Below are 22,045 nucleotides of genomic sequence, written 5' to 3' on the forward strand. Positions count from 1 at the left end.
TTGCGGCAGAGGGTCATCATCTTGAACTGAAAATATTGTTTTACCGTTGCTTAATGCTCGGCGATCGCCACTCCAACCAGCTCGCTGTCTACTTGGGCAACGGCCTGTTCTGTGGGATGATTTGCCGCTTGTAACATCGGTGTACTGGTGACGGATTGATCCGCAATTACAAACAACGGATTCGAGAGAATTCCCGCCAAAGACGTGATAATCACCGACAGTACCAGACCCACTTGTAAAGGTTTCATCCCCACAGCCGTCCAAGTGACCGCTGGATAATTGCGCACAGAATCAGACATTTCCTGGGGTTCCTTGACCACCATCATCTTAATCACGCGGATGTAGTAGTAGATCGAAATCACACTGGTGATCAAACCCAACAGCACTAGGCCATAGAGGCCCGCTTGCCAGCCTGCCCAGAATAGGTAAATTTTCCCGAAGAACCCAGCCAAGGGCGGAATGCCCCCAAGGGAGAGTAGGCAAACACTGAGGCCGAGGGTCAGTAACGGATCTTTTTGGTATAAACCCGCATACTCCGCGATTTGGTCTGTGCCCGTCCGGAGAGAGAAAAGAATCACACAGGTAAAGGCACCCAGGTTCATGAACAAATACACCAGCAGATAGAAAATTACGCTGGAATAGCCCGCATCAGTCCCCGCAACGAGGCCAATCATCACAAAACCCGCCTGGGCAATGGAAGAATAGGCCAACATCCGCTTCATGCTGGTTTGCGCCAGAGCCACCACGTTCCCCAAGACCATACTGAGGATTGCCAAAGCTGTGAAAATGAAGTGCCATTCTTCGCTCACGGGGTTAAAGACCGTTACCAACAAACGGATCGCCAGGGCGAAACCAGCGGCCTTAGAACCCACCGAGAGAAAGGCAACAACGGGGGTCGGCGAACCTTCGTAAACGTCAGGCGTCCATTGGTGGAAGGGCACCGCTGAAATCTTGAAGGCGATCCCGGCGATCGCAAAGACCAGGGCGATCGCTAACGCCAGGGACTGGCCCCCCTGGGGATCCGTAAATCCAAGGGCAATCTCACTGAGAATTGTCTTGCCACCCGATAGGCCGTAGAGCAAGGACACACCGTAGAGGAAAATCGCCGAACTCGCGGCCCCAATTAACAAATACTTGAGGGCGGCCTCATTGGAACGGGGGTCTCGCTTCATGTAGCCCGTCAGTAGATAAGACGAGATACTAAGCATTTCGAGGGAGACAAAAATCATCACCAACTCATTCGCCCCAGAGAGGAACATCCCCCCCAGGGTGGCCGTGAGCAAGATGCAGATAAATTCAGAGAGGGCGGTGCCGGAACGTTCCACATAGCGCACCGACATCATGATCGTGAAGGCCGTAGACAGGACAATGATGCCCCGGAATAAAATACTGAGGTTATCGCTGTTAAATGCCCCCAAAAAGGCAACGGGATGGGGATTATCCCAACCGAGGTACAAGGCGAATACTGACCCCAACAGTCCGGCGATCGCCGCGTAGGGAATCCAACCCGAACGAGCGCGTCCGACAATTAAATCCCCCACCAAAACAACGATGAGGGTCAAAATAACGATACTTTCCGGCAGAATTGCCCCAGTGTACAACTGGCTTGCCACAGTGCTTGAAAAATCCATCTTTGCTCTTCGGCTTAGTGAACCAACTTCCAGTGAACTACCCCACCACAGACGGGCAGAGCTTCCTGATTCGACAGCAATGGCCTCTAGATCTCAGTCGTTCTTTTGGTCTTACATTGCCTCCACAGGCAGGCGTCCGGGTTCCCCAGACCCAATACTTTTTCTTGCGACACGACCCGCTGGGCTTAAGTTTGCGCTGCGGGATGCAGTGGTCAAGATGTATCAACCCATGGTACGCCCCAAAGGACGGGGATTTCAACCCGTTGCCGTGCAACAAAACCTTAAAAACAGGGCAAACGCCTGAATTCCCGGTTCTATCCCGGAGACTTAGAAAAATTTAATCCTTGACGAAACAGGGGCTTATGGGCCATTGATTAGATATGTAAGGTATATCAGAAGCCTAAACACCTAAACCCTCACTTTTTTGACAGCCCATGTCTACCCTTGTCATCGTTGAATCCCCGACCAAAGCCCGTACCATTCGGAACTATCTACCGAAGGGATATCATGTGACGGCATCCATGGGCCATATCCGCGATTTACCCTCCTCTGCCGAGGAAATCCCCAAGGAACAAAAAGGGCAACCCTGGTCTCAGCTTGGGGTCAATGTGGAAAACAACTTCGCGCCCCTCTACATCGTGCCGAAGAAAAAGAAGAAAGTTGTCACCGAACTCAAGCAAGCCCTCAAAGAAGCCGATGAGTTGATCCTGGCGACGGACGAAGACCGCGAAGGGGAAAGTATTAGCTGGCATTTGCTCGAAGTGCTCAAGCCCAAGGTGCCGATTAAACGGATGGTCTTCCATGAGATTACCCAAGAAGCCATCCAAAAAGCTTTAACTAATTGCCGGGAAATTGACGAAAACCTCGTCCATGCCCAGGAAACCCGCCGGATTTTAGACCGTTTAGTGGGCTACACCCTCTCGCCCTTACTCTGGCGCAAAATTGCTAAAGGTCTCTCGGCGGGACGAGTACAATCGGTGTCTGTACGCTTGTTGGTGCAACGGGAACGGGAACGGCAGGCCTTCCAATCAGCAAATTACTGGGATCTCAAGGCAGAACTGCTCCAGAAAAAATCAAAATTTGAGGCCAAGCTGATCACCCTCGGCGGCAAGAAATTAGCGTCCGGGAGTGACTTTGATGCGGCCACGGGGAAACTCAGCAAGGGTAAAAAAGTTGTCGTTCTCTCCCAAGCGGAGGCGATCGCCCTTAAAGAGCGTTTACAAGATCAACCTTGGACGGTCAGCAAAACCGAAGAAAAACCCAGTACCCGCCGCCCGTCGCCCCCCTTTACCACCTCTACTCTGCAACAGGAAGCCAACCGCAAACTGGGTATTTCGGCGCGGGATACGATGCGTACCGCCCAGAAGCTCTACGAAGAGGGCTACATTACCTACATGCGGACGGACTCGGTGCATCTTTCCGAGCAGGCGATCGCCGCAGCCCGTAGTTGCGTTGCAGAAAAATACGGCACAGAATATCTCAGCCCGAAGGTGCGCCAATATAAAACGAAAAGTAAAGGTGCCCAGGAAGCCCACGAAGCGATCCGGCCTGCGGGTAACACCTTTCGCACGCCCCAGGAAACCGGCCTCAGTGGTCGAGAGTTAGCCCTCTATGACCTCATTTGGAAACGCACTGTTGCTTGTCAGATGGCCGATGCTCGTCTCACTCAACTGTCGGTCATTCTCAAGGTCGATGATGCCGAGTTCCGCTCTGCTGGTAAACGCATTGATTTTCCGGGTTTTTTCCGGGCCTATGTGGAAGGCTCTGATGATCCCGATGCTGCCCTCGAAAACCAAGAAGTGGTGCTCCCCGATCTCAAGGAAGGAGACCAACCCACCTGCAAAAAATTAGAAGAAGTCGATCACAATACTCAACCCCCGGCCCGTTATACCGAGGCCAGTTTGGTCAAAGCCCTCGAAAGTAAAGGCATTGGTCGCCCCAGCACCTACGCCACAATCATCGGCACCATCGTTGATCGCGGTTATGTGCAAATTCGCGATAAAGCCTTAACTCCCACCTTTACGGCCTTTGCGGTGACGGCCCTCCTGGAGGAACATTTCCCCAATCTGGTGGATACAGATTTCACCTCCCAAATGGAACAGACCCTCGATGAGATTGCCACCGGCAAAGCCCAATGGTTACCCTATCTAAAAAATTTCTACCTCGGAGATGATGGCCTGGGTACCCAAGTAAAAGTGCGCGAGGAAAATATTGATCCGGCCACTGCGAAGGCGATCGCCATCGAAAACCTCCCCGTGAAAGTCAAAATTGGTCGCTTTGGCCCCTACATTGAAGCTGCTAACGGCGAAGAAACGATCACTGCATCCCTACCAGCGGACTTAACCCCCGCTGATCTCGATCCGGAGCAGGTTGAAACAATCCTCAAACAAAAAACCGAAGGCCCCGAACAATTGGGGACGCACCCTGAAACAGGTGATCCCATCTATTTACTTGTGGGTAGCTATGGCCCCTATGTTCAACTAGGCGAAGTCACCGAAGAGAAGAAAAAGCCCAAGCGTGCTTCCCTTCCCAAAACCGTTAAACCAGAAGAGCTCACCCTACAGATGGCGGTGGATCTGTTAGCGTTGCCGCGTCTATTGGGAGAACATCCCGAAACCAACAAACCCGTCAAAGTGGGTCTCGGTCGCTTTGGCCCCTATGTTGTCCACGACCAAGGGAAAGAAGGCAAAGATTACCGGTCTCTCAAAAAAGAAGACAATCTTTTTACGATTGATTTTGAACGGGCCATGGAACTGTTAGCGCAACCAAAGCGTTCCCGTGGCCGGGGCAAAACAAAGACGCCCCTGAAGGAACTAGGGAAACATCCCGCTGATAACGAACCAGTCAATGTTTATGAAGGCCCCTATGGTATCTACGTGAATCACCTAAAAGTGAATGCAGGTTTGCCAGAAGGAGAAACCGTAGAAACAATTACCCTCGAAAAGGCCCTCGAACTAATCGCCGAAAAAGCGGGTAGCAAAGCAACCAAGAAGCGTTCGACGACAAAAAAGAAAACGACGACGAAAAAAACAACAGCAAAAAAAACCACCAGCCGTAAAACAAAAACTTCTTCATGAGCCACAGTAAGCGTCGGTGGGAAGATTGGGGCCAAACCCTTGGCGATCGCCAAATTATCTTAGGTTTAAGCCTAGCGGCCCTTTTTTTGTTTTGCCTGAATCTGGGAAATATGCCCCTCCGGGATTGGGATGAAGGCACCAGGGCACTGGTGGCGCGGGAAATTTTCCGTACTGGCAACTGGTTGCATCCCACCCAATTCGGCGATCCTTACCTGCTGAAACCCCCCTTAATGGATTGGCTCGTGGCCAGTAGCTATACCCTCGGTGGCGTGAATGAATGGACAAGTCGCTTACCAGGGGCTGTAGGAAGTGCTCTGGGAGTGCCTCTCCTCTACTGCCTCGGACGGCAATTATTCCAGGGGCGATCGCCTGCCCTGTGGAGTGCCTTGGTCTATCTCACCCTCTTGCCAGTGGTGCGCCATGGTCGTCTGCTGATGCTTGATGGTCTGGTTTTAACGGCCCTCATCTTCAGTCTCTGGTGTTTACTCAAGGCGCAAAAATCCCCCATCTGGGGACTGGGCTTCGGTCTGGGCTTGGGCATCATTGCCTTTGTCAAGGGGTTATTAATGCTTCCCCTGGGGGCGATCGCCCTGTTGTTTGTGATTTGGGATCGCCGCTGGTTTGTTTTTAAAAATCCCTATATTTGGCTGGGGTTGGGTCTCGGCGCTTGCCCGGTGCTTCTCTGGTATGGGGCGCAAATTCAGCATTATGGTGCGACTTTTATTCAGGTCCATTTTTTCAGTCAAGGGTTTGACCGGGTCGCCAGTACCGTTGAAAGTCACCAAGAGCCCCCCTGGTTTTATTTATTAGAAATAGCCAAATACACGGCCCCTTGGTTATTTTTTCTACCCCAAAGTTATCAATATCTTTGGCAGACCCGCCAAACTTCTAGCAGCAAATTAATTTTGATAGGCAGCATCTTTTATCTGGGTTTAATTTCTGTGATGGGGACAAAATTGCCCTGGTATGTGATGCCGATTTACCCGTTTTTGGCCCTTGCGCTGGGACATTACTTAGCGAAACTCTGGGATGCACCACCACGCAAGGCGATGTTTCTGCGGGGGCTATTTGGGTTGTTGGCGATCGCCGCTTTGGGGGGAGGTATTTATCTCTACTTCACAGATCCCCAGATTCCCTTAATTTTGATGGCCTTGACCCTAGGGGGGATGTTTGCCGTGACTACCTGGCTTTGGCCCCGGCCCCAGGCTCTTTATATTTTGGTGGGAGGAATGTATTGCGGTTTAGCTCTGCTGTTTTGCTCCCAGGCTTGGGTCTGGGAAATTAACGAAGCCTTTCCGGTCAAACCCACTGCCGCCATCATTCGGGCAGAGACCCCAGCCGATGCGATTATTTTCACCACCTTTGATTACAGTCGGCCCAGCTTAGATTTCTATGGCGATCGCCCTGTGCGTCCCCAGCCCCTCGAAGCGCCCGTTGGCGAGCAATATTGGCTCATTCACCAAGATTTGTTGACAGAACAACCGGCCCTAAAAGAAGCATTGCCTCCCTTTGAACTGCTGGGACGAGCCTCAGGATTTAACCTGGTGCATTTTTTCCCGGACTAAAGGAGGCGATTGAGTGATAATTCGGTTGTGTTGGGCGCTAAATTAGCTTTAAAAAATATTGAAAGAATCAACTTCTAAGGCTTTTGATCCACCTTCCCGGAGAATGGCAAAGACTCGCTCCAATTGTTTCCATAAAAGACCCACAGTGCCGATAGTTAAAGGTAAAGACAAGCTGTAGGCAAACCAAGCGGGGATAAAAAAGACTTCTAAACCACTGGCGAGAAAAATACTCATGCCCATACCAATGCCAAAGAGGGGGAGTTGTAAATCAATGGTGGATAACTGTTTGCGAATATCGTCGTTATTGGCAACAATCCCCCGTGCTTTGAGCTTCAGGGTACTCTGGAACGCAAAGCCGCTGGTTAGGGCAATAAACAAGCCAAGGCCTACCAACAAAAACGGCGGCTGCGGAATGTAGTAGTAATAATATTCTTCCATGGATTTTTTAACAAAACTTTATTAACTAGCCTTCATTATGACCGAGATTGGGCGAAACTCGGCAAAACAGACGTTAAACGCTCACCGGAAAATTGGCGGAGGTTTGACCAGGCGGCCCCCAGTAATTTTTGGGGTTGAAATTCGTCTTTCAGAAGCGCCCAGAGTCGTTGTACTTCTTCGGTATGGAGGCGATCGTCTTCCGTTAAGGCCAGGAGAATCATCCGCCGAATTTCTGCACCCTCTTCGGACATTAGATACTGGAAACCCATTTGGGCCGTGGGTAAAATATCAAACTGATTATCGGCCTGGGCGATCGCCAACATATTTTCGAGGCGATGCCATTGGAATTTTCCGTCTTTAAAGAGCACTTCTAGGAGCTTGCGGCGTAGCTCTGGGGTTTCGGCAGTTAACAAACGCCGGGAAACGTAAGGATAGGAAATTTCGACGATCTTGAAATCCGGATTCAGACTTAGGGCCAATCCCTCCTGGGTCACAAGGGAGCGGATAATCAGCGCAAACTTGGCCGGCACCCGGAACGGATATTCATACATCAGCGCCGAAAATTCATCGGTAATCGTCTTAAAATTGAAATCACCGACACTTTCCCCCACCGCTTTTCCTAATACTTTTTCTAGGGCCGGAATAATCGGACGGATATCTGTTTTAGGGGCAAGAAAACCCAATTCCACAAAATCCTTCGCCAGAGTTTGATAATCCTGATTAATCAGCTGGACAACGGAACTAGCAATGGTCTCTTTGGTGGTGTTATCCAATTGATCCATCATGCCGAAATCAATGTAGGCCATGCGTCCATCAAAGGTGGCAAACAAATTACCTGGGTGGGGATCAGCATGGAAGAAACCATGTTCTAGCAATTGTCGCAGTCCCGTGGTCACGCCAATTTCAATAATTTTGTCAGGGTCTAGGCCAGCGGCGCGGATGCGGTCTAATTCGTTGAGCTTATAACCTTGAATCCATTCCAGAGTGAGAAGGCGATGGCTTGTATATTCCCAATAAATGGCAGGGACTTTAACGGTGGGATCATCACGAAAATTAGCGGCAAATTTTTCGGCGTTGCGACCTTCGTTAATGTAATCAATTTCTTCAAAAAGCTTGGTGCCAAATTCATCAACAATTAACGTCAAGTCATGGCCCAAGTTGAGGGGAAGATAGGGGGCAAACAGGCTTGCCCCTAAACGCATCAGGTACAGATCAAGGGTCAGCACCGGGAGTAATTTGGGACGTTGTACCTTAACGGCAACTTCTTCGCCACTATACAAACGTGCCCGATAGACCTGGGCGAGGCTGGCTGCCGCGACGGGATGGGGGGAAATTTCTTGGTAAATGTCATCGACGGGACGACCGAGATCTTTTTCAATAATCGCAAAGGCAATCTCGTTATCAAAAGAAGGCAGTTGATCCTGGAGCTTGATTAATTCTTCGAGAAAGTCGGGACGAATCAAGTCTGGCCGGGTTGAAAGGGCTTGCCCCACTTTGATAAATGTCGGCCCCAAGCGGGTCAGAATTTCACGCAGTTCATTGGCGCGACGGGCGCGGGTTTCGGGGTCTTCTTCGCGTTTACTATCTAGCCACAATTTGAAGGAAAACCACCCAAATAACCAAATGATCGTAAAGGCCCGCCACAGGGATTGCCAGGGTCGCCAACGGTAATGTTTGGCGATCGCCTTGGCGTCATAGCGGGTCAAGGTGGTAGAACCAAGTTTGTGGTCGGGGGCAACGGAAGGATACTGGGTCACAGTGGTTTCGCCGTCAATGAATTGTGTGGTTTTGTAAAGTAAATCACACTATATTGTATCGAAATTTTTCGCAGCGACACCAAACCAAGCCTGCATCGGGGATCAAGCACAGCCATTTTCTCGCCCAATTAAGGGGATTGGCGCGGGGTGATTTGGGTGGCAAGGGCTTGGAGGAGGGCAAAACGATCATCTGTTGCAGGTGGTTTAGGAGACGGCTCGGTGGGCACTGATGAAGGGGTTAATTTTTGTAAAGCAACCTGGGCTGCGGCTTTTTGGGCTTGCTTCTTCGAGGCCGCTTGACCCCGGCCCCATTCCTGTCCTTGGAGATAAACCGCCACCGTAAAAGTTTTTGCATGGTCGGCCCCGGATTCATCTAGGGTTTTGTATTTTGGGATTTCACCGTGGTTTGCTAAGGCCCACTCCTGCAGTTGGCCTTTGAAATTTTGGGCGAGGGGATCGCTTGGTTGTTGCACGAGGCGATCGGCCACGGGAATGACTAAGGTTTCAACAAAGGCGATCGCCGCTTCGATCCCCGCATCTAGAAAGTAAGCCCCGACGACCGCCTCAAAGGTATTACTCAAAATCTCTGGGTTTTGCCTGGCTCCTTCCTTTTCGGCCCCTTTGCCGAGGCGCAAGATCTGATCGAGACCCAAGGCCTGGGCAAATTCAGCGAGTTGGTGGCGATTATTTTCTAAACTGGCCCGCAGTCGGCTCAGTTCCCCTTCCTGAAAGTCAGGATAACGCTCATACAGCAGCTTTCCCATGATGAACTTGAGCACCGCATCGCCTAAAAATTCCAGGCGCTCATTGTCTTGGATTGTCTCTGGTTGTTCGTTGGCAAAGGAGCGGTGGGTCAACGCCTGTAACAGAAGAGGCGATCGCCGAAAGGGAGGCAAGCTTGTCATGGTTAAGCGAAACTTTATAATGTTCAGAGAGTAAATAAACCTAGCGTCAAACCATCTAAAAGCCAATCACTGCAACTCATAAGCAACGGTGATTCAGGAGATTGGAAAAACGCAATGCACAAACAAACCATCTCACCCCATCACCAGATTTAATTTAAATAAGCATAACGGAAGACCTGCGGATCCATGACAAGAATTGAAACTCGTACCGAACCTATGGTGATTAACATGGGGCCTCACCACCCCTCCATGCACGGCGTATTACGCTTGATCGTCACCCTTGACGGGGAAGACGTCGTTGATTGCGAACCCGTCATCGGCTATCTGCACCGGGGTATGGAAAAAATTGCCGAAAATCGCACCAATGTCATGTATGTCCCCTATGTGAGTCGTTGGGACTACGCCGCAGGGATGTTTAACGAAGCGATCACCGTTAATGCCCCCGAAAAACTCGCCGATATCGAAGTGCCGAAGCGCGCCCAATATATCCGCGTGATTATGCTGGAGCTGAACCGCATTGCCAATCACCTCCTTTGGCTTGGCCCCTTTCTTGCGGATGTCGGTGCCCAGACGCCTTTCTTCTACATCTTCCGGGAACGGGAAATGATCTATGACCTGTGGGAAGCCGCCACCGGAATGCGCCTAATCAACAACAACTATTTCCGCATTGGTGGTGTAGCCGTCGATCTGCCCTACGGTTGGAACGATAAATGTTTAGATTTCTGCGACTATTTCGATCCCAAAGTTGATGAATACGAAAAACTAATCACCAATAACCCCATTTTCCGCCGCCGGGTAGAAGGGGTCGGCACGATCACCCGCGATGAAGCGATCAACTGGAGTCTGTCAGGGCCAATGTTGCGGGCCTCTGGGGTGAAATGGGATCTCCGCAAAGTGGATCACTACGAGTGTTATGACGATTTTGACTGGGATGTACAGTGGGAAACTGCTGGGGACTGCTTTGCCCGCTATTTGGTACGAATTCGGGAAATGCGCGAGTCAGTGAAAATTATTCGCCAAGCCCTGAAAGGAATGCCCGGTGGTGCCTACGAAAACCTCGAAGCCAAGCGGATGTTAGAAGGGAAAAAATCCGAATGGAACGACTTCGATTACCAATACATCGCGAAAAAAGTTGCACCGACGTTCAAAATCCCCGATGGCGAACATTATGTCCGTCTCGAAAGTGGCAAAGGCGAAGTGGGAATTTTCATTCAGGGCAATAACAATGTGTTCCCCTGGCGCTGGAAAATCCGTTCGGCAGACTTCAATAACCTCCAAATTTTGCCCCACCTGCTGAAAGGCGTGAAGGTGGCGGACATTATGGCGATTCTCGGTAGCATTGACGTGATTATGGGTTCCGTTGACCGTTAATTGTTCTGAGTGAGAAATGTGAAAGAGGGCTATGGCGGCTCTCTTTTTTTGTTTGCGGTATTTAATAGTTTTGAAAATTTGGAGACTAGAAAAATTATGGCGATCGCCCCGTTAGAAAGTCTAGAATTTGCCAACTGCCCACCGGAGACCGCGCAATATTTGGTGGTGATGCTCCACGGTTGGGGGGCCAACTACCATGACCTCAAGCCCTTGGCCCGGATGCTGGATCTTCCCCACTGTCACTTTCTTTTCCCCAATGCACCTTTTCCCCATTTCCAGAGTCCCCAGGGGCGGGCTTGGTACGCCTTGGAGCGAGAAGATTTTCAGGGTTTGCCAGAGGCGCGCGATCGCCTTTTTCAGTGGCTGCAAATCCTACCAGAAAATACGGGCATTCCTCCGGAACGAATCGCGATGATTGGCTTTTCCCAGGGAGGCGCGATGACTCTCGATGTCGGTTTGCAGTTTAATTTTGCGGCCCTTTGTAGTTGCAGCGGCTATCTCCATTACGAACCCCAAAGACGGCCAGGGGATTTTTCGCCGACCCTACTAATTCACGGCACCCAAGATCCCGTGGTGCCGATCCAAGCAGCCCACCAAGCCAAAACCCAACTGGATCAAGTGGGCGTTCCCCTCGACTATTTTGAATTTTCTGGGGGCCACGAAATTCCGGCGATCGCCTTGGCCCGAATATCTCAGTTTCTAAACCAGCATTTGCTTCAGAAAGAAACCTAATTTTGTTTGCTGCTTTCGACGGGAATTTTACTGTCCTGGGGCGTGCCTGCCCCTGCCGCAGCTTCAGCTTGGGAAAACCAAGCGGCAATTTTTTCCCGTTGGTTAATTAAATAAATGCTCACCAGAGTCAAGCCCACACCGACCCATTGCAGGGGGCTTAATTTTTCGTTGAGGAGGACATTGCCGAAAATTAGAGCAAAAACAGGGGTGAGGAACGTCAGGGCGCTAAGACTGGTTAAATTCCCCTCGGACGCCAGGTAGAAAAATAAACCATAGGCGATCGCACTGCCAAAAATCGTTGCATAGGCCAAGGCCCACCAGCCTGACGTGCTAATAAATTGCCATTGCAGGGTTTCTAGTTGATCCGAAGCGATAAAGAGCGGAATCCCGCCGAGAATCATGTGCCAGCCCGTTGCCATCACCGGATCCGCATGGCGACTGACATAACGGATTAAAATCGTGCCCACTGCCATCGATAGGGAAGCTCCCAGCATCAACACTTCACCACTGATCCCCAGGTTTGCCCACTGAAAAAAAGAAAGATCTCCCTGGAACAGCGCCAAAATCCACGCATCAGGAATGCCAATTAAGCTAATCCCCAAAATCCCAAAACCTAACCCTAGCCAACCCCAGAGGCCGATCACTTCACCAAATAGCCAGCTGGATAAAAGGGCCACGGCGAGGGGTTGCGAATCAATCATCACGGAACCCAATCCTGCTCCTGTTTTCACGAGTCCCTCTGCTAAAAAGCCTTGGAACATGAGGCCATCGACTAGGGCAAAGAGGCCAATCCAGAGCCAACCCTGCCAAGAAATGTGGCGATCGCGTCCCGATAGGAGTCCGAACAGCAACACCAATAATCCCGCTGGCACTAAGCGCAACCCTCCTAGAAAAAGAGGTGTGGTCTGGGGAATCACGCCCTTCATCGCGACCATGGCCGTACCCCATAAGAAAAAGGGTGCAATCAGTACCAAGGGAAATTGACTAAAGTTCGACTTCGAGAGATTGAGGGCCATAAATTCAGGGCAACTATAAAGACTCGCGGTAATGTGTAGTAATGTTAAGCATAGGGGAAATTTATAATTTTTGTTGTTCTTTCCCGTACAGTCCCCCCGCCACTGGCCCCTAAAACTTGCCCACTACCGCCGGAAAAACCACGGTAAAACCCAGCGGATCAGTTAGCATAGGGGATTAGTGCCCTCAACGTCTAATCTGCAGGGCCTGCTAACATTTCATTATTTATTTTTGACAAATCCCTATGGTGTGGCCGTTTCCTCCGAAAACCCGTAAACAAGTTGCGCGTATTGAAATCACCGGGGCGATCGCCGCTGATACCCGAAAACGAGTCCTGAAAGCCCTCGAAGAAGTCGAAGAGAAAAAATATCCGGCCCTGCTGTTGCGGATCGATTCCCCTGGGGGCACCGTGGGCGACTCCCAAGAAATTTATTACGCCCTGAAAAAACTCCAGGAAAAAACAAAGATTGTCGCCAGCTTCGGCAATATTTCGGCTTCCGGGGGCGTTTACATCGGCATGGGAGCGCAGCACATCGTTGCAAATCCAGGGACGATCACAGGCAGCATCGGCGTTATTTTGCGGGGCAATAACCTAGAGCGGCTCCTCGAAAAGGTTGGTGTCTCTTTTAAGGTGATTAAGTCTGGCCCTTACAAGGATATTTTGTCCTTTGACCGGGAGTTGACCGAGGCGGAAGAAAATATTCTCCAGGAAATGATCGATGTCAGCTACGGCCAGTTTGTCAAAACCGTCGCCGAAGCCCGCAATCTGGATGTGGAAACAGTGAAAACCTTTGCCGATGGTCGCATTTTTACCGGAGAACAAGCGCAGGAGCTTGGTGTCGTTGATCGCCTCGGCACTGAAGAAGATGCACGTATTTGGGCCGCAAAATTAGCGGGCTTAGATCCAGATAAGGCAGAATGTCGCACCATTGAGGAACCCAAACCCCTGATTACTCGCCTTTTGAGCCGCAATCAACTGAGTTCGCCCGTGGGGAACGCCCTTAATTGGGTAGAATTTGAACTGGCAACGGCGGGACAACCCCTGTGGCTCTATCGACCCTAATTTCGAAAATTTTTGATGCTTGAGGCGGAGGAAACCAACGTGGACTGGAAGGTGCGGGCTATTCGAGGCGCAATTACAGCAACGGCCAATACCAAGGAGGCGATCGCCGATGCGGTGCGGGAACTACTCGATGACATTGAAGTCCGCAACCAACTAGACCCCGAAGAAATTATCAGTGTGGTGTTCACTGCCACTGCCGATTTGGACGCTATTTTTCCGGCGGCGATCGCCCGACAACGACCCAACTGGGATAATGTGCCCCTCCTCGATGTGCAGCAAATGGCTGTCCAAGGGAGCCTAGAGCGTTGTATTCGCGTCTTAATTCACCTCAATACCCCCAAACCCCAGGCGGAGATTTACCACTCTTACCTGCGCCACGCCCAAAACCTCCGCCCCGATTGGCACCTCGCCCAAATTGCGAGCCGTTAATGTTTAACGATGCCTGGAAAAACAGTCCAGTACAATGGGAAGCAATGAAGTTATTTCCCTAAAGAAACTTCCGCCCATGGTTGCCACCTCGACAAACCGTTATAGCTTTGAAGCGTATTGCCAATATGATGACGGCACCGATACCCGCTACGAACTTGAAGATGGCAATTTAGTTGCAATGACGCCCCCCACCTTTCGCCATATTTTACTTGCGGAAAAATTAGGCGATCGCCTGAAACAAGAAATCACGCGCTTAAATCTCCCCCTGTATTGCCTCCGGGAAACAGGGTTGCGGGTTGGTTACGCAAAATCACGGATTGCCGATTTGATGGTGGTTGATCAACAAAAGGTTGCCGCTGCGGTGGATCAAGCTGGCATCTATCAATCGACACCCAACTTGGTCATGGAAATTGTCAGTCCAGAGTCGGTAATTCGAGATTACCGTTATAAGCGCTCTGAATATGCGGCGATCGCCGTTCCGGAATATTGGCTCATTGATCCGAGCGCCGAAAAAATTACGATTCTGACTTTCAATGAAGGTCTATACGATGAAAGGATTTTCACACAAGAAGAGAAGCTGGTTTCACAACAGTTTCCTGAATTGACCCTGACCCCACAGGATCTCTTTGCTCTCTGAGCTGTAATAACAATGCTTTTTCCTTGGTCTCACCCTAACCGAGCACAGTAACTCAACCAGCCAAGGATAGAATAGAGGCTATTGATTTTTGTACGTTTCCTAAATAAAAAAAGTCCTATGGCAGTTGCAGCACCCCGCAAAACCGAGTATGAAGCGATTATTGGGCTCGAAACCCATTGTCAGCTCAATACCGCCAGCAAAATTTTTTGTCATTGTTCTACTAAATTTGACAGCGACCCCAACAGCAATGTCTGTCCCGTCTGCCTAGGCTATCCTGGAGTTTTGCCCGTTTTAAACGAAAAGGTGCTTGAATCAGCGGTGAAAATGGGCCTGGCCCTCAAAGCAAAAATCAGCCCCTACAGCAAATTTGACCGGAAACAATATTTTTATCCAGACCTACCCAAAAACTATCAAATCTCCCAATTCGATCTGCCCATTGTTGAGCATGGTCACCTAGAAATTGAAATCGCCGACAAACCCAGTGACCCCCCCGTCAAAAAAACCATTGGCGTGACCCGCCTCCACATGGAAGAAGACGCCGGAAAATTAGTCCATGCCGGGAGCGATCGCCTCGCGGGTTCTACCTACTCTAAAGTGGATTTCAATCGTACCGGGATTCCGCTCCTGGAGATTGTCTCAGAACCCGATATTCGTTCTGGCAAAGAAGCTGCTGAATACGCCCAGGAATTGCGCCGCCTCGTCCGTTATCTCGGCATCGGCGATGGCAACATGCAAGAAGGTTCTCTCCGCTGTGACGTAAATATTTCCATTCGTCCTGTCGGCCAAGAAGAATTCGGCACCAAAGTCGAAATCAAAAATATGAACTCTTTCAGTGCGATCCAAAAGGCGATCGACTACGAAATCGAGCGACAAATCAAAGCCGTCGAAACAGGGGAACCCATCTACCAAGAAACGCGCCTCTGGGATGAAAGTAGCCAGCGCACCTTTAGTATGCGGAAAAAAGAAGGCTCCAGCGATTATCGTTATTTCCCAGAGCCAGACCTGCCCCCCATTGAAGTGACCCCAGCACAACTAGAAAAATGGGCTGCCGAACTCCCCGCAACCCCCGCCCAAAAGCGAGAGCGCTACGAAACCGAGTATGGTCTGTCTTCCTATGACACGAGGGTTTTAACCGACGACCGCGACGTAGCTGAATACTTTGAAGCGGCTGTGGCGGCTGGGGCAGATCCCAAACAAGTGACCAACTGGGTGACCCAAGACATCGCTGCCCACCTCAATAAAAATGTCGGTCTAACGATTGTTGAGCTTCCCCTAAAGGCAACGCAATTAGCTGAACTCGTCAATTTAATTCACGATGGCACCATTAGCGGCAAAATTGCCAAAGAAATTCTTCCGGAACTGTTAGAGCAAGGTGGTTCGCCCAAGGCAATTGTTGATAGTCGCGGCTTGACCCAAATTTCAGACACAGGTGCCCTAGAGGCCATGGTGGATGAAGTTTTGGCCGCCAATCCTGAGAAAGTAGAACAATTCCGCGCCGGAAAAACAAAGCTACAGGGCTTTTTTGTGGGGCAACTGATGAAAAAAACTAGCGGCCGTGCTGATCCGAAACTGCTCAATCAAATCCTGGCCCAGAAACTGCGGGGCTAGAAATTTTCTTGGGGTGAGGGGATTGTCCCCCCAGGTAGACTGGGCTATATTAAAGATAGTAGATGCACCCTGATGATTGGGGGAGTCACAAGGTGGCTCTCCTTTTTTTGTCGGTTAGAGAAATTAGCCTTTAACAGATGTCGGCATCGCTCAGGTATTGCTGCATCTGTTCTAGGGAAAGGTTTTGTTCGAGGAAAATAGGCTGGTTTGGATTGTAGGGACTTTGGAGACGATCAATCCTGAGAATTGGCATTTCTGCTAGAACTGGGTTATCGGGATTATAGTCTGTTGGCTGCATCAAAGAACTAGAAAAGCCTTTAAAAATAATAATTTGGTCTTCTATTTCCCCGTGGCCTAGGTGAAGTAGCAGCACTTCATGGGCATACTTACGGGTATAGGCTTCGAGGTGTTTGGCTAAACGGGAAAAATCTGTACTTTGGTGTGTCATGGTGATGATAGGAACAGAATAAATGACTTAGTATTGAGTATTAGTGTAGGCAATCACTGCGGTTTGTTTGTCAATTAATGTTGCAGTGGTGTTTCTATTTTGAAGCTTAAGGGTTATGCGATGACAAATGCCAACTTGCCCCCGGAAATTCCGATTCGCAATTTTGATGCAGCGAAGCAAACAACCCTTTTTCAGACCCTCAAAATGCCCCAGTTTACGGGTCGCTTGATCTTGACGGATCCGCGATCGCATCAATGGTCTTTTTTCTTGTATTTTGGTCGTCTGGTCTATGCTTCGGGGGGAACCCACTCGGTACGGCGTTGGCGGCGTCATCTGACGGCTCAAATGCCCCACATCGCGGCCAATACGCAACTATTGCAACAGGGTTTATCGGCCATTACATCCCAGGCGATTAAACTGCATTGGGAATATGATTTGATTCAAACTTGGCATGGGCAACAACGGATTACGCGGGATCAAATTCGTCGCATGATTGAGGCGATCGCCACCGAGATTTTTTTTGAAGTCAGCCAGAGTACGCAAGTCACCTACCATTTCGACCCCGTCACAGAGCAGCAGGAAGATCCGCTGATTTTAATTGACCCAGCCCAAAGTATTTTGCGAGCTTGGCGACTCTTTGAACAATGGAATAATCTAGAGATTGCCCACCTGTCGCCCCAGGTTGCCCCTGTTATTGTTAAACCAGATCTGTTACAGGTGCGCTCTTCGGAAGCCAATTACCAGTTACTAACGAGTTTGGTCACGGGACGGCGAACCTTTTGGGATTTATCGATCCGTCTCAAACAGGACGTGCCCCAGGTCGCCCGACTCTTGATGCCCTACATGAAGTTAGGGTTTATTGATGTCAAGATGTTAGATGATCTGTCGTCACCGCTGACGAATGCTCCCCCCCAGCCGACGGCTTCAAAACCAGTGATTGCTGAGAATCAGCCACTCATCGCCTATCTAAGCCTAGACTCCAAACAACATCAGCACCTCCGTCAAATCCTCAAGCAACATCGTTATCGTTATTTGGCGATCGCCGATCTCACCAAGGCACTGCCGGATCTCTTAACAGAAAAACCAAACTTAATTCTTTTAGATCTAGAACTTGATGGCAACACAAATGGCCTTGAATTTTGCACCCAATTGAAAAAACTATCACTATTTCGTCAAACACCAGTCTTGCTCATGACCGATAACAATCGTCTTTTTGATCGCGTTAAAGGGCGCTTAACTGGGGTCACAGACTTTATTTCAAAGACAAGTACACCAGACGAATTACTTAAAGCACTACAAAAATATCTCCGCTAGGATTAGTACTTTTGACCTGCTGAAATAAAAAAACCTCCCCAAGCTTTTCAAGGAGAGATTACAAAATATGAGTTCAACAACGTAAGGCTTAATTAAAAGATTAGATACCACGCTTCACAGCAATATCGGCTTTTTCAAATTCTGTCGCTAAACGTGTTTTTAATTTTTCAGGTAAGGGGCGACTACCAAAGGAACTGTAGTAACCAGCCAAAGCATTCAACGCAGTTTGCATAGTGGTAAAAGAACGCAGTCCAGAAGTTTTCGGATCACGGCGGTAGCGGGACATATATTCATTCATTTGCAAGCGGGCCGCTGCCTGCACTTCGCTGCGGTTAGGGGCATCGCCAGGTAGTTGAATGGCTTCAGTCAGATTTTCGACGACGAGCAAAGTATCATCTACATATTTCCCGGTTAGGCCACTGGCGCTGGTGTCGCTACAGGCTGTTAGTCCGGTTACGCTCACCATAATCACCAGGGCGATCGCCACAAGGCGAGATAAAAATTTCTTTAACATAGTTTTTCGGTATAAAAAAGCACGCTTAGAACTAACTGTTATCCTACCGCGAAAATTTAGCCTTGTCTGCGTTGCAGTTTGGTATTGGTTTTGAAAATTATTGCTCTTCCGGCAAAATATCAACATAAAGACTGACAAGGCGATAGCGACCATCGATTTGGGCATAGGCAAGGTTAAATGCGGTATTGGGATTGGTCGGAAATGCGCCTCTCATGCGTAAAATACCTTGTTCATCAAAAGTAGGCTGCTCTGAGAAAACGGGTTCTAGTTGAGTGATCACCGCAATATTTGAGCCACGACGACGCATTGGCGCAAAAACATCGGCTAAGTTTGTTAGGCTAAATTGGGCTTGAAAAGCAGGTGCGGCTAATTCTTTCAATACACTGTAATTTCCGGTGAGGTTAGCATTATTAACCGCAATTAATGTGCTTTTAAGGAGAGACAATAATAAAAGGCGATCACTTTCGGTCTGTACAGCAGGACGTAAATTTGTCTGGGTTTCTGTCTGGGCATAGGCAGGGGCCAGGGGGGGCATCACGTTAAATAATCCAGCGATCGTAAGTCCCGTAACACTAGAGATAAGCTTCATTGAAAACTTTTTCATTGCGATAAATTTTGAGAATATTGACAAAAACAATAGCCCCAGTTTCCGCCGATAACAAGTATCAGGAGAACCAAGGGCTATAAGGATTGATAAGAGATATGAGCTTGAGTGGTTACTTCACTTAAGTTATGGCCTAGTTTTTAACTATGCTCTTAGAAACTGAAGCCAAGACCTGCACCAGCAGCGAAGCTATCAGTAGTAAGACCAAAACCAGCGCTCGCTTTGAAAGTAACGGCGGTTCCGGTGCTGTTGGGATCAGTAAAAAGAAACTTACCAGAGGTACCAATCGCAGTTTCGTCTTCATAAACCCCGAAACCAACACCAATCCCAAAGCGATGACCGGGACGCAGTTCAGCTTCTGCATTATCCATTGCAATGGTGGCAGCAATACCGGATCTGAGATCATCAATGATGTTGTTGTTTACTCCAACACGACCATCACTCTCGATAACGAGAAGGTCAGTAGAACTACTGCTAGGAAGATTGTTAAAGAAAACATTGCCAGCGTTGACAGTTAAATTGTCACCAGCGCTGTCACCGAGTGTCGTGCTGCCGTCAATAACGGCATTTCTACCAACGAAGGCGTCTTGGGTGACTTGAAGATTATTGCCTACATTAACGTTGTTACCCGCATTGATGTTGTTGACCGCGCTGACATTGCGACCAGCATTTACATCCAGACCCGCTTCAACGTTATTCGTAGCGTTGACGTTATTGCCCGCATTTACATTGTTGACCGCGCTGACATTACGACCAGCAGTGACATCCTGATCCGCATTGACATTGACTCCTGCATTGACGCTTTGGTTGGTGTTAATGTTGCCGCCAGTGACAGTGATGTTGTTGTTGTTGACTGCTAGACCATTATTTAGTGTGGTAAAACCACCAACAGTCAAATCGTTCTGAACGTCTACATTACCATTGAGATCAGTGAAGCCATTGACAGTTGCAGTTCCATCTATAGTTGTAGCGTCAAGAGTAGTTGCACCATCAACATTAAGTCCATCTAGCTGAGTGAACCCATCTACATCTAGAGTTCCATTGAGATCGGTATTGCCATTAACTGTAACAGGGCCAGTGAAAGTAGACGTACCAGTAACGTTAAGGATATCTCCCGCATCATCACCAATTTGAACGGTGACATCAGTGCCATCAGTGCCTCCGTTAGCAGATGATGCGCGTTCACCGATATTGATAAATGAGTCGTCCGTGTCGCCAATTTGAACAGTGTTACCGCTACTGTTACAACGAAGAACTCGCCCATCAAAATCATCATCACCTTGATTGGCGATGACTAAACCATCAACTCCGAGAAATCCTTCGTTAGGACAACTTTGAGCGTTGGCAGATTCTCCTTCCACGAGTATCCCCACAACAAACATTGGGATGACTAGAGATAACTTTGAGTATTTTGCGATATTCAAAAAACTGACTTTCATTTAGAAATCAAACCTCACACACGTTAGTTGCTCAATAAAAAGCTTCTCCCAAAGAAGAAATATCTCGGCGATCAAGCTTTTTTGTTTTAATAGCTGCCCAAATTTTATCAACATAATTAAGCAAAATCTACATCCAAATGATTATAAAAAGTGATTTTTAGCCACAAATCCCAGGGAATGCACGTCTGCACTGCATTATTGGGGACGAGAATGCTAGAAGCCATCAAATCTAAAAGAAATACAAAGAAAAAATCAGAAAGTTGACTGCAAAATGTTGTTATGGGTGGGCCTACCAATCGAGTCTGCAGTGGTTACAGCTAAATTTTCACCAATGGCACCTTGGGGATCGAGGCGTTGCTCAAAAAACGTCTGGCAGCGGTTTTGCTCATCGGCCAGAATCACTTTTGCCGTATGACCTTTCGCTAAAACATCCAGGCGATCGCATAATTCATAGGCAGCGACAATCAGGCGATCGCCTGGGCTACAAAGATGGGCCGCCGCACCATTTAAACAGACGACACCACTATCTCGCTCACCTGGTAAAACATAGGTGGTCAGGCGGTTACCATTTTCGATATTCCAGATATTGACTTCTTCGAGGGGCAAAATTCCCACTTTCTCGATCAGGGCTTGGTCGATGGTGATGCTGCCCACATAATCTAGCTCAGCCTGGGTCACCCGCAAATGGTGGAGTTTCGCGTGCATCAGTTTGATTTGGGCCATGGTAAAGGAGAACGGTAAAGGTAAAGAAAGTTGATTGGAAAGGGGGACATCCCTCTAAATCTCTCTTCGGAAGGGAGACTTTAATAAATCTCTAAATCATTTTTCTGCAAGAGACTTGAAGAATTTCATTGCTGCTTAACCCAGTGCACAAAATTTTCGAGGATTTTTAAGCCAATCGCTGAGGATTTTTCGGGGTGAAATTGCATCGCAACTAAATTATCTTTGGCGATCGCCGCTGTAACAGTTTGCTGGCCGTGGGTGACGGTGGCGGCATTTACTTCAGGATCTGTCGGGGCCACATAAAAAGAATGCACAAAATAAACGAAGAGATCTTTCGGTAAATCCTGCCAAATGGGATGATCCGGTTGGGTTAGTTGCAGTTGGTTCCAGCCCATGTGGGGAATGGTAATCTCTGGCTCTGGCTGAAATCGTTTCACGCTGCCGGGAATAATGCCTAAACCTTTTTCTGTGCCTTCGGCGGAACTGTCAAATAAAATTTGCATCCCCAAACAAATGCCGAGGAAGGGTTTGCCACTGGCGATCGCCTGGTGAATGGAAGCTTCGAGGTGGCGATCGCGGAGATGTTGCATCGCCGGATCAAAGGCCCCAACCCCCGGTAAAACGACCGCATCGGCCCCCAAAATTTGTTCCGATTGATCCGTGATTGTGGGAGTTGCCCCCGCTTTTTCTAGGGCTTTGCAGGCGGAGTGGAGATTCCCCATGTCGTAGTCAACAACCGCAATATTCACCATCTTCTCATTGCCCGAACGTTCACG

20 protein-coding genes are annotated in these 22,045 nt (G+C 49.1%); 9 read left to right on the forward strand and 11 right to left on the reverse strand.

Annotated elements, in window-relative coordinates:
* Nucleotides 1–50: 50 nt before the first annotated feature.
* Entirely contained in the window at nt 51–1,631 is a 1,581-nt protein-coding gene (locus AACT35_RS12345; RefSeq protein ID WP_099239754.1) for an NAD(P)H-quinone oxidoreductase subunit N, read from the reverse strand.
* A 434-nt stretch (nt 1,632–2,065) separates the two neighbouring features.
* Here AACT35_RS12345 and topA point away from each other — a divergent pair, with 434 nt between their 5' ends.
* Both topA and AACT35_RS12355 read left to right on the forward strand, forming a co-directional pair.
* On the forward strand, nt 2,066–4,708 hold the full coding sequence (gene topA, locus AACT35_RS12350; RefSeq protein WP_065717054.1) for a type I DNA topoisomerase: 2,643 nt from the start codon (nt 2,066–2,068) through the stop codon (nt 4,706–4,708).
* Nucleotides 4,705–6,273: an ArnT family glycosyltransferase gene (locus tag AACT35_RS12355; RefSeq protein ID WP_099239756.1), complete on the forward strand. Its 1,569-nt coding sequence runs from the start codon at nt 4,705–4,707 to the stop codon at nt 6,271–6,273. Before topA ends, AACT35_RS12355 begins: the two co-directional genes overlap by 4 nt.
* A gap of 48 nt (nt 6,274–6,321) precedes the next feature.
* Here AACT35_RS12355 and AACT35_RS12360 read toward each other — a convergent pair whose 3' ends face one another.
* The 3 genes from AACT35_RS12360 to rnc form a co-directional block, all read right to left on the reverse strand.
* Complete coding sequence (locus tag AACT35_RS12360; RefSeq protein WP_030007777.1) at nt 6,322–6,711, reverse strand: hypothetical protein; 390 nt, start codon at nt 6,709–6,711, stop codon at nt 6,322–6,324.
* Between the two features lie 35 nt (nt 6,712–6,746).
* The gene (locus tag AACT35_RS12365; protein ID WP_099239758.1) at nt 6,747–8,468 is read right to left on the reverse strand and encodes an ABC1 kinase family protein; all 1,722 of its coding nucleotides are present in this window, start codon (nt 8,466–8,468) and stop codon (nt 6,747–6,749) included.
* Between the two features lie 128 nt (nt 8,469–8,596).
* Nucleotides 8,597–9,373, reverse strand: coding sequence for a ribonuclease III (rnc, locus tag AACT35_RS12370; protein WP_062435965.1), 777 nt, complete (start codon nt 9,371–9,373; stop codon nt 8,597–8,599).
* Nucleotides 9,374–9,559: 186 nt separating this feature from the next.
* On the opposite strand from rnc, the gene AACT35_RS12375 reads away from it, so the two are divergent.
* Both AACT35_RS12375 and AACT35_RS12380 read left to right on the forward strand, forming a co-directional pair.
* A complete protein-coding gene (locus AACT35_RS12375) occupies nt 9,560–10,744 on the forward strand; it encodes an NAD(P)H-quinone oxidoreductase subunit H (RefSeq protein WP_012308136.1) in 1,185 nt (394 codons plus the stop codon).
* Between the two features lie 96 nt (nt 10,745–10,840).
* Entirely contained in the window at nt 10,841–11,476 is a 636-nt protein-coding gene (locus tag AACT35_RS12380; RefSeq protein WP_099239808.1) for an alpha/beta hydrolase, read from the forward strand.
* Here AACT35_RS12380 and AACT35_RS12385 read toward each other — a convergent pair.
* On the reverse strand, nt 11,473–12,492 hold the full coding sequence (locus AACT35_RS12385; protein ID WP_099239760.1) for a DMT family transporter: 1,020 nt from the start codon (nt 12,490–12,492) through the stop codon (nt 11,473–11,475). The two genes, AACT35_RS12380 and AACT35_RS12385, sit on opposite strands and share 4 nt — an antisense overlap.
* A 242-nt stretch (nt 12,493–12,734) precedes the next feature.
* Here AACT35_RS12385 and sppA point away from each other — a divergent pair, with 242 nt between their 5' ends.
* The 4 genes from sppA to gatB all read left to right on the forward strand — a co-directional run bounded on the left by sppA (nt 12,735) and on the right by gatB (nt 16,227).
* The gene (sppA, locus tag AACT35_RS12390; protein WP_012308133.1) at nt 12,735–13,553 is read left to right on the forward strand and encodes a signal peptide peptidase SppA; all 819 of its coding nucleotides are present in this window, start codon (nt 12,735–12,737) and stop codon (nt 13,551–13,553) included.
* Between the two features lie 15 nt (nt 13,554–13,568).
* Nucleotides 13,569–13,982 carry a chorismate mutase gene (aroH, locus tag AACT35_RS12395; RefSeq protein ID WP_065711329.1) on the forward strand — a complete coding sequence of 138 codons (414 nt, stop codon included), beginning with the start codon at nt 13,569–13,571 and terminating at the stop codon, nt 13,980–13,982.
* Nucleotides 13,983–14,058: 76 nt separating this feature from the next.
* Complete coding sequence (locus tag AACT35_RS12400; RefSeq protein WP_099239810.1) at nt 14,059–14,619, forward strand: Uma2 family endonuclease; 561 nt, start codon at nt 14,059–14,061, stop codon at nt 14,617–14,619.
* Nucleotides 14,620–14,736: 117 nt separating this feature from the next.
* Nucleotides 14,737–16,227, forward strand: a complete 1,491-nt coding sequence (gatB, locus tag AACT35_RS12405) for an Asp-tRNA(Asn)/Glu-tRNA(Gln) amidotransferase subunit GatB (protein ID WP_099239762.1) — start codon at nt 14,737–14,739, stop codon at nt 16,225–16,227.
* A 130-nt stretch (nt 16,228–16,357) separates the two neighbouring features.
* On the opposite strand, the gene AACT35_RS12410 is transcribed toward gatB, so the two are convergent.
* Complete coding sequence (locus AACT35_RS12410; RefSeq protein ID WP_012308130.1) at nt 16,358–16,675, reverse strand: DUF7734 family protein; 318 nt, start codon at nt 16,673–16,675, stop codon at nt 16,358–16,360.
* 120 nt (nt 16,676–16,795) lie between these two features.
* On the opposite strand from AACT35_RS12410, the gene AACT35_RS12415 reads away from it, so the two are divergent.
* Nucleotides 16,796–17,989, forward strand: a complete 1,194-nt coding sequence (locus tag AACT35_RS12415; RefSeq protein WP_099239764.1) for a response regulator — start codon at nt 16,796–16,798, stop codon at nt 17,987–17,989.
* A 100-nt stretch (nt 17,990–18,089) separates the two neighbouring features.
* On the opposite strand, the gene psb27 is transcribed toward AACT35_RS12415, so the two are convergent.
* From psb27 to hisH, 5 genes are all read right to left on the reverse strand, one after another.
* Nucleotides 18,090–18,668 (reverse strand): photosystem II protein Psb27, encoded by a 579-nt coding sequence (psb27, locus tag AACT35_RS12420; protein ID WP_339374619.1) that lies wholly within the window; start codon nt 18,666–18,668, stop codon nt 18,090–18,092.
* Nucleotides 18,601–19,092, reverse strand: coding sequence for a hypothetical protein (locus AACT35_RS12425; protein ID WP_143596798.1), 492 nt, complete (start codon nt 19,090–19,092; stop codon nt 18,601–18,603). The genes psb27 and AACT35_RS12425 overlap by 68 nt, the downstream gene beginning before the upstream one ends.
* Nucleotides 19,093–19,259: 167 nt before the next feature.
* The gene (locus AACT35_RS12430) at nt 19,260–20,546 is read right to left on the reverse strand and encodes a hypothetical protein (RefSeq protein ID WP_099239770.1); all 1,287 of its coding nucleotides are present in this window, start codon (nt 20,544–20,546) and stop codon (nt 19,260–19,262) included.
* A gap of 252 nt (nt 20,547–20,798) precedes the next feature.
* Nucleotides 20,799–21,269 (reverse strand): aspartate 1-decarboxylase, encoded by a 471-nt coding sequence (gene panD, locus AACT35_RS12435; protein ID WP_099239772.1) that lies wholly within the window; start codon nt 21,267–21,269, stop codon nt 20,799–20,801.
* A 125-nt stretch (nt 21,270–21,394) separates the two neighbouring features.
* Nucleotides 21,395–22,021 carry an imidazole glycerol phosphate synthase subunit HisH gene (gene hisH, locus AACT35_RS12440; RefSeq protein ID WP_099239774.1) on the reverse strand — a complete coding sequence of 209 codons (627 nt, stop codon included), beginning with the start codon at nt 22,019–22,021 and terminating at the stop codon, nt 21,395–21,397.
* Nucleotides 22,022–22,045: the final 24 nt, after the last annotated feature.

Source organism: Synechococcus sp. BDU 130192, from assembly GCF_963876085.1.
Lineage (GTDB): Bacteria > Cyanobacteriota > Cyanobacteriia > Cyanobacteriales > MRBY01 > MRBY01.

Coding starts and splice junctions, on each gene's coding strand:
- AACT35_RS12415 (WP_099239764.1), top strand. CDS start 16,796: ATGACAAATGCCAACTTGCCCCCGGAAATTCCGATTCGCAATTTTGAT.
- gatB (WP_099239762.1), top strand. CDS start 14,737: ATGGCAGTTGCAGCACCCCGCAAAACCGAGTATGAAGCGATTATTGGG.
- AACT35_RS12400 (WP_099239810.1), top strand. CDS start 14,059: ATGGTTGCCACCTCGACAAACCGTTATAGCTTTGAAGCGTATTGCCAA.
- aroH (WP_065711329.1), top strand. CDS start 13,569: ATGCTTGAGGCGGAGGAAACCAACGTGGACTGGAAGGTGCGGGCTATT.
- topA (WP_065717054.1), top strand. CDS start 2,066: ATGTCTACCCTTGTCATCGTTGAATCCCCGACCAAAGCCCGTACCATT.
- hisH (WP_099239774.1), bottom strand. CDS start 22,021: ATGGTGAATATTGCGGTTGTTGACTACGACATGGGGAATCTCCACTCC.
- AACT35_RS12385 (WP_099239760.1), bottom strand. CDS start 12,492: ATGGCCCTCAATCTCTCGAAGTCGAACTTTAGTCAATTTCCCTTGGTA.
- AACT35_RS12430 (WP_099239770.1), bottom strand. CDS start 20,546: ATGAAAGTCAGTTTTTTGAATATCGCAAAATACTCAAAGTTATCTCTA.
- AACT35_RS12380 (WP_099239808.1), top strand. CDS start 10,841: ATGGCGATCGCCCCGTTAGAAAGTCTAGAATTTGCCAACTGCCCACCG.
- psb27 (WP_339374619.1), bottom strand. CDS start 18,668: ATGCCCAAATCGATGGTCGCTATCGCCTTGTCAGTCTTTATGTTGATA.
- AACT35_RS12345 (WP_099239754.1), bottom strand. CDS start 1,631: ATGGATTTTTCAAGCACTGTGGCAAGCCAGTTGTACACTGGGGCAATT.
- AACT35_RS12360 (WP_030007777.1), bottom strand. CDS start 6,711: ATGGAAGAATATTATTACTACTACATTCCGCAGCCGCCGTTTTTGTTG.
- rnc (WP_062435965.1), bottom strand. CDS start 9,373: ATGACAAGCTTGCCTCCCTTTCGGCGATCGCCTCTTCTGTTACAGGCG.
- AACT35_RS12410 (WP_012308130.1), bottom strand. CDS start 16,675: ATGACACACCAAAGTACAGATTTTTCCCGTTTAGCCAAACACCTCGAA.
- sppA (WP_012308133.1), top strand. CDS start 12,735: ATGGTGTGGCCGTTTCCTCCGAAAACCCGTAAACAAGTTGCGCGTATT.
- AACT35_RS12425 (WP_143596798.1), bottom strand. CDS start 19,092: ATGAAGCTTATCTCTAGTGTTACGGGACTTACGATCGCTGGATTATTT.
- AACT35_RS12375 (WP_012308136.1), top strand. CDS start 9,560: ATGACAAGAATTGAAACTCGTACCGAACCTATGGTGATTAACATGGGG.
- AACT35_RS12355 (WP_099239756.1), top strand. CDS start 4,705: ATGAGCCACAGTAAGCGTCGGTGGGAAGATTGGGGCCAAACCCTTGGC.
- panD (WP_099239772.1), bottom strand. CDS start 21,269: ATGGCCCAAATCAAACTGATGCACGCGAAACTCCACCATTTGCGGGTG.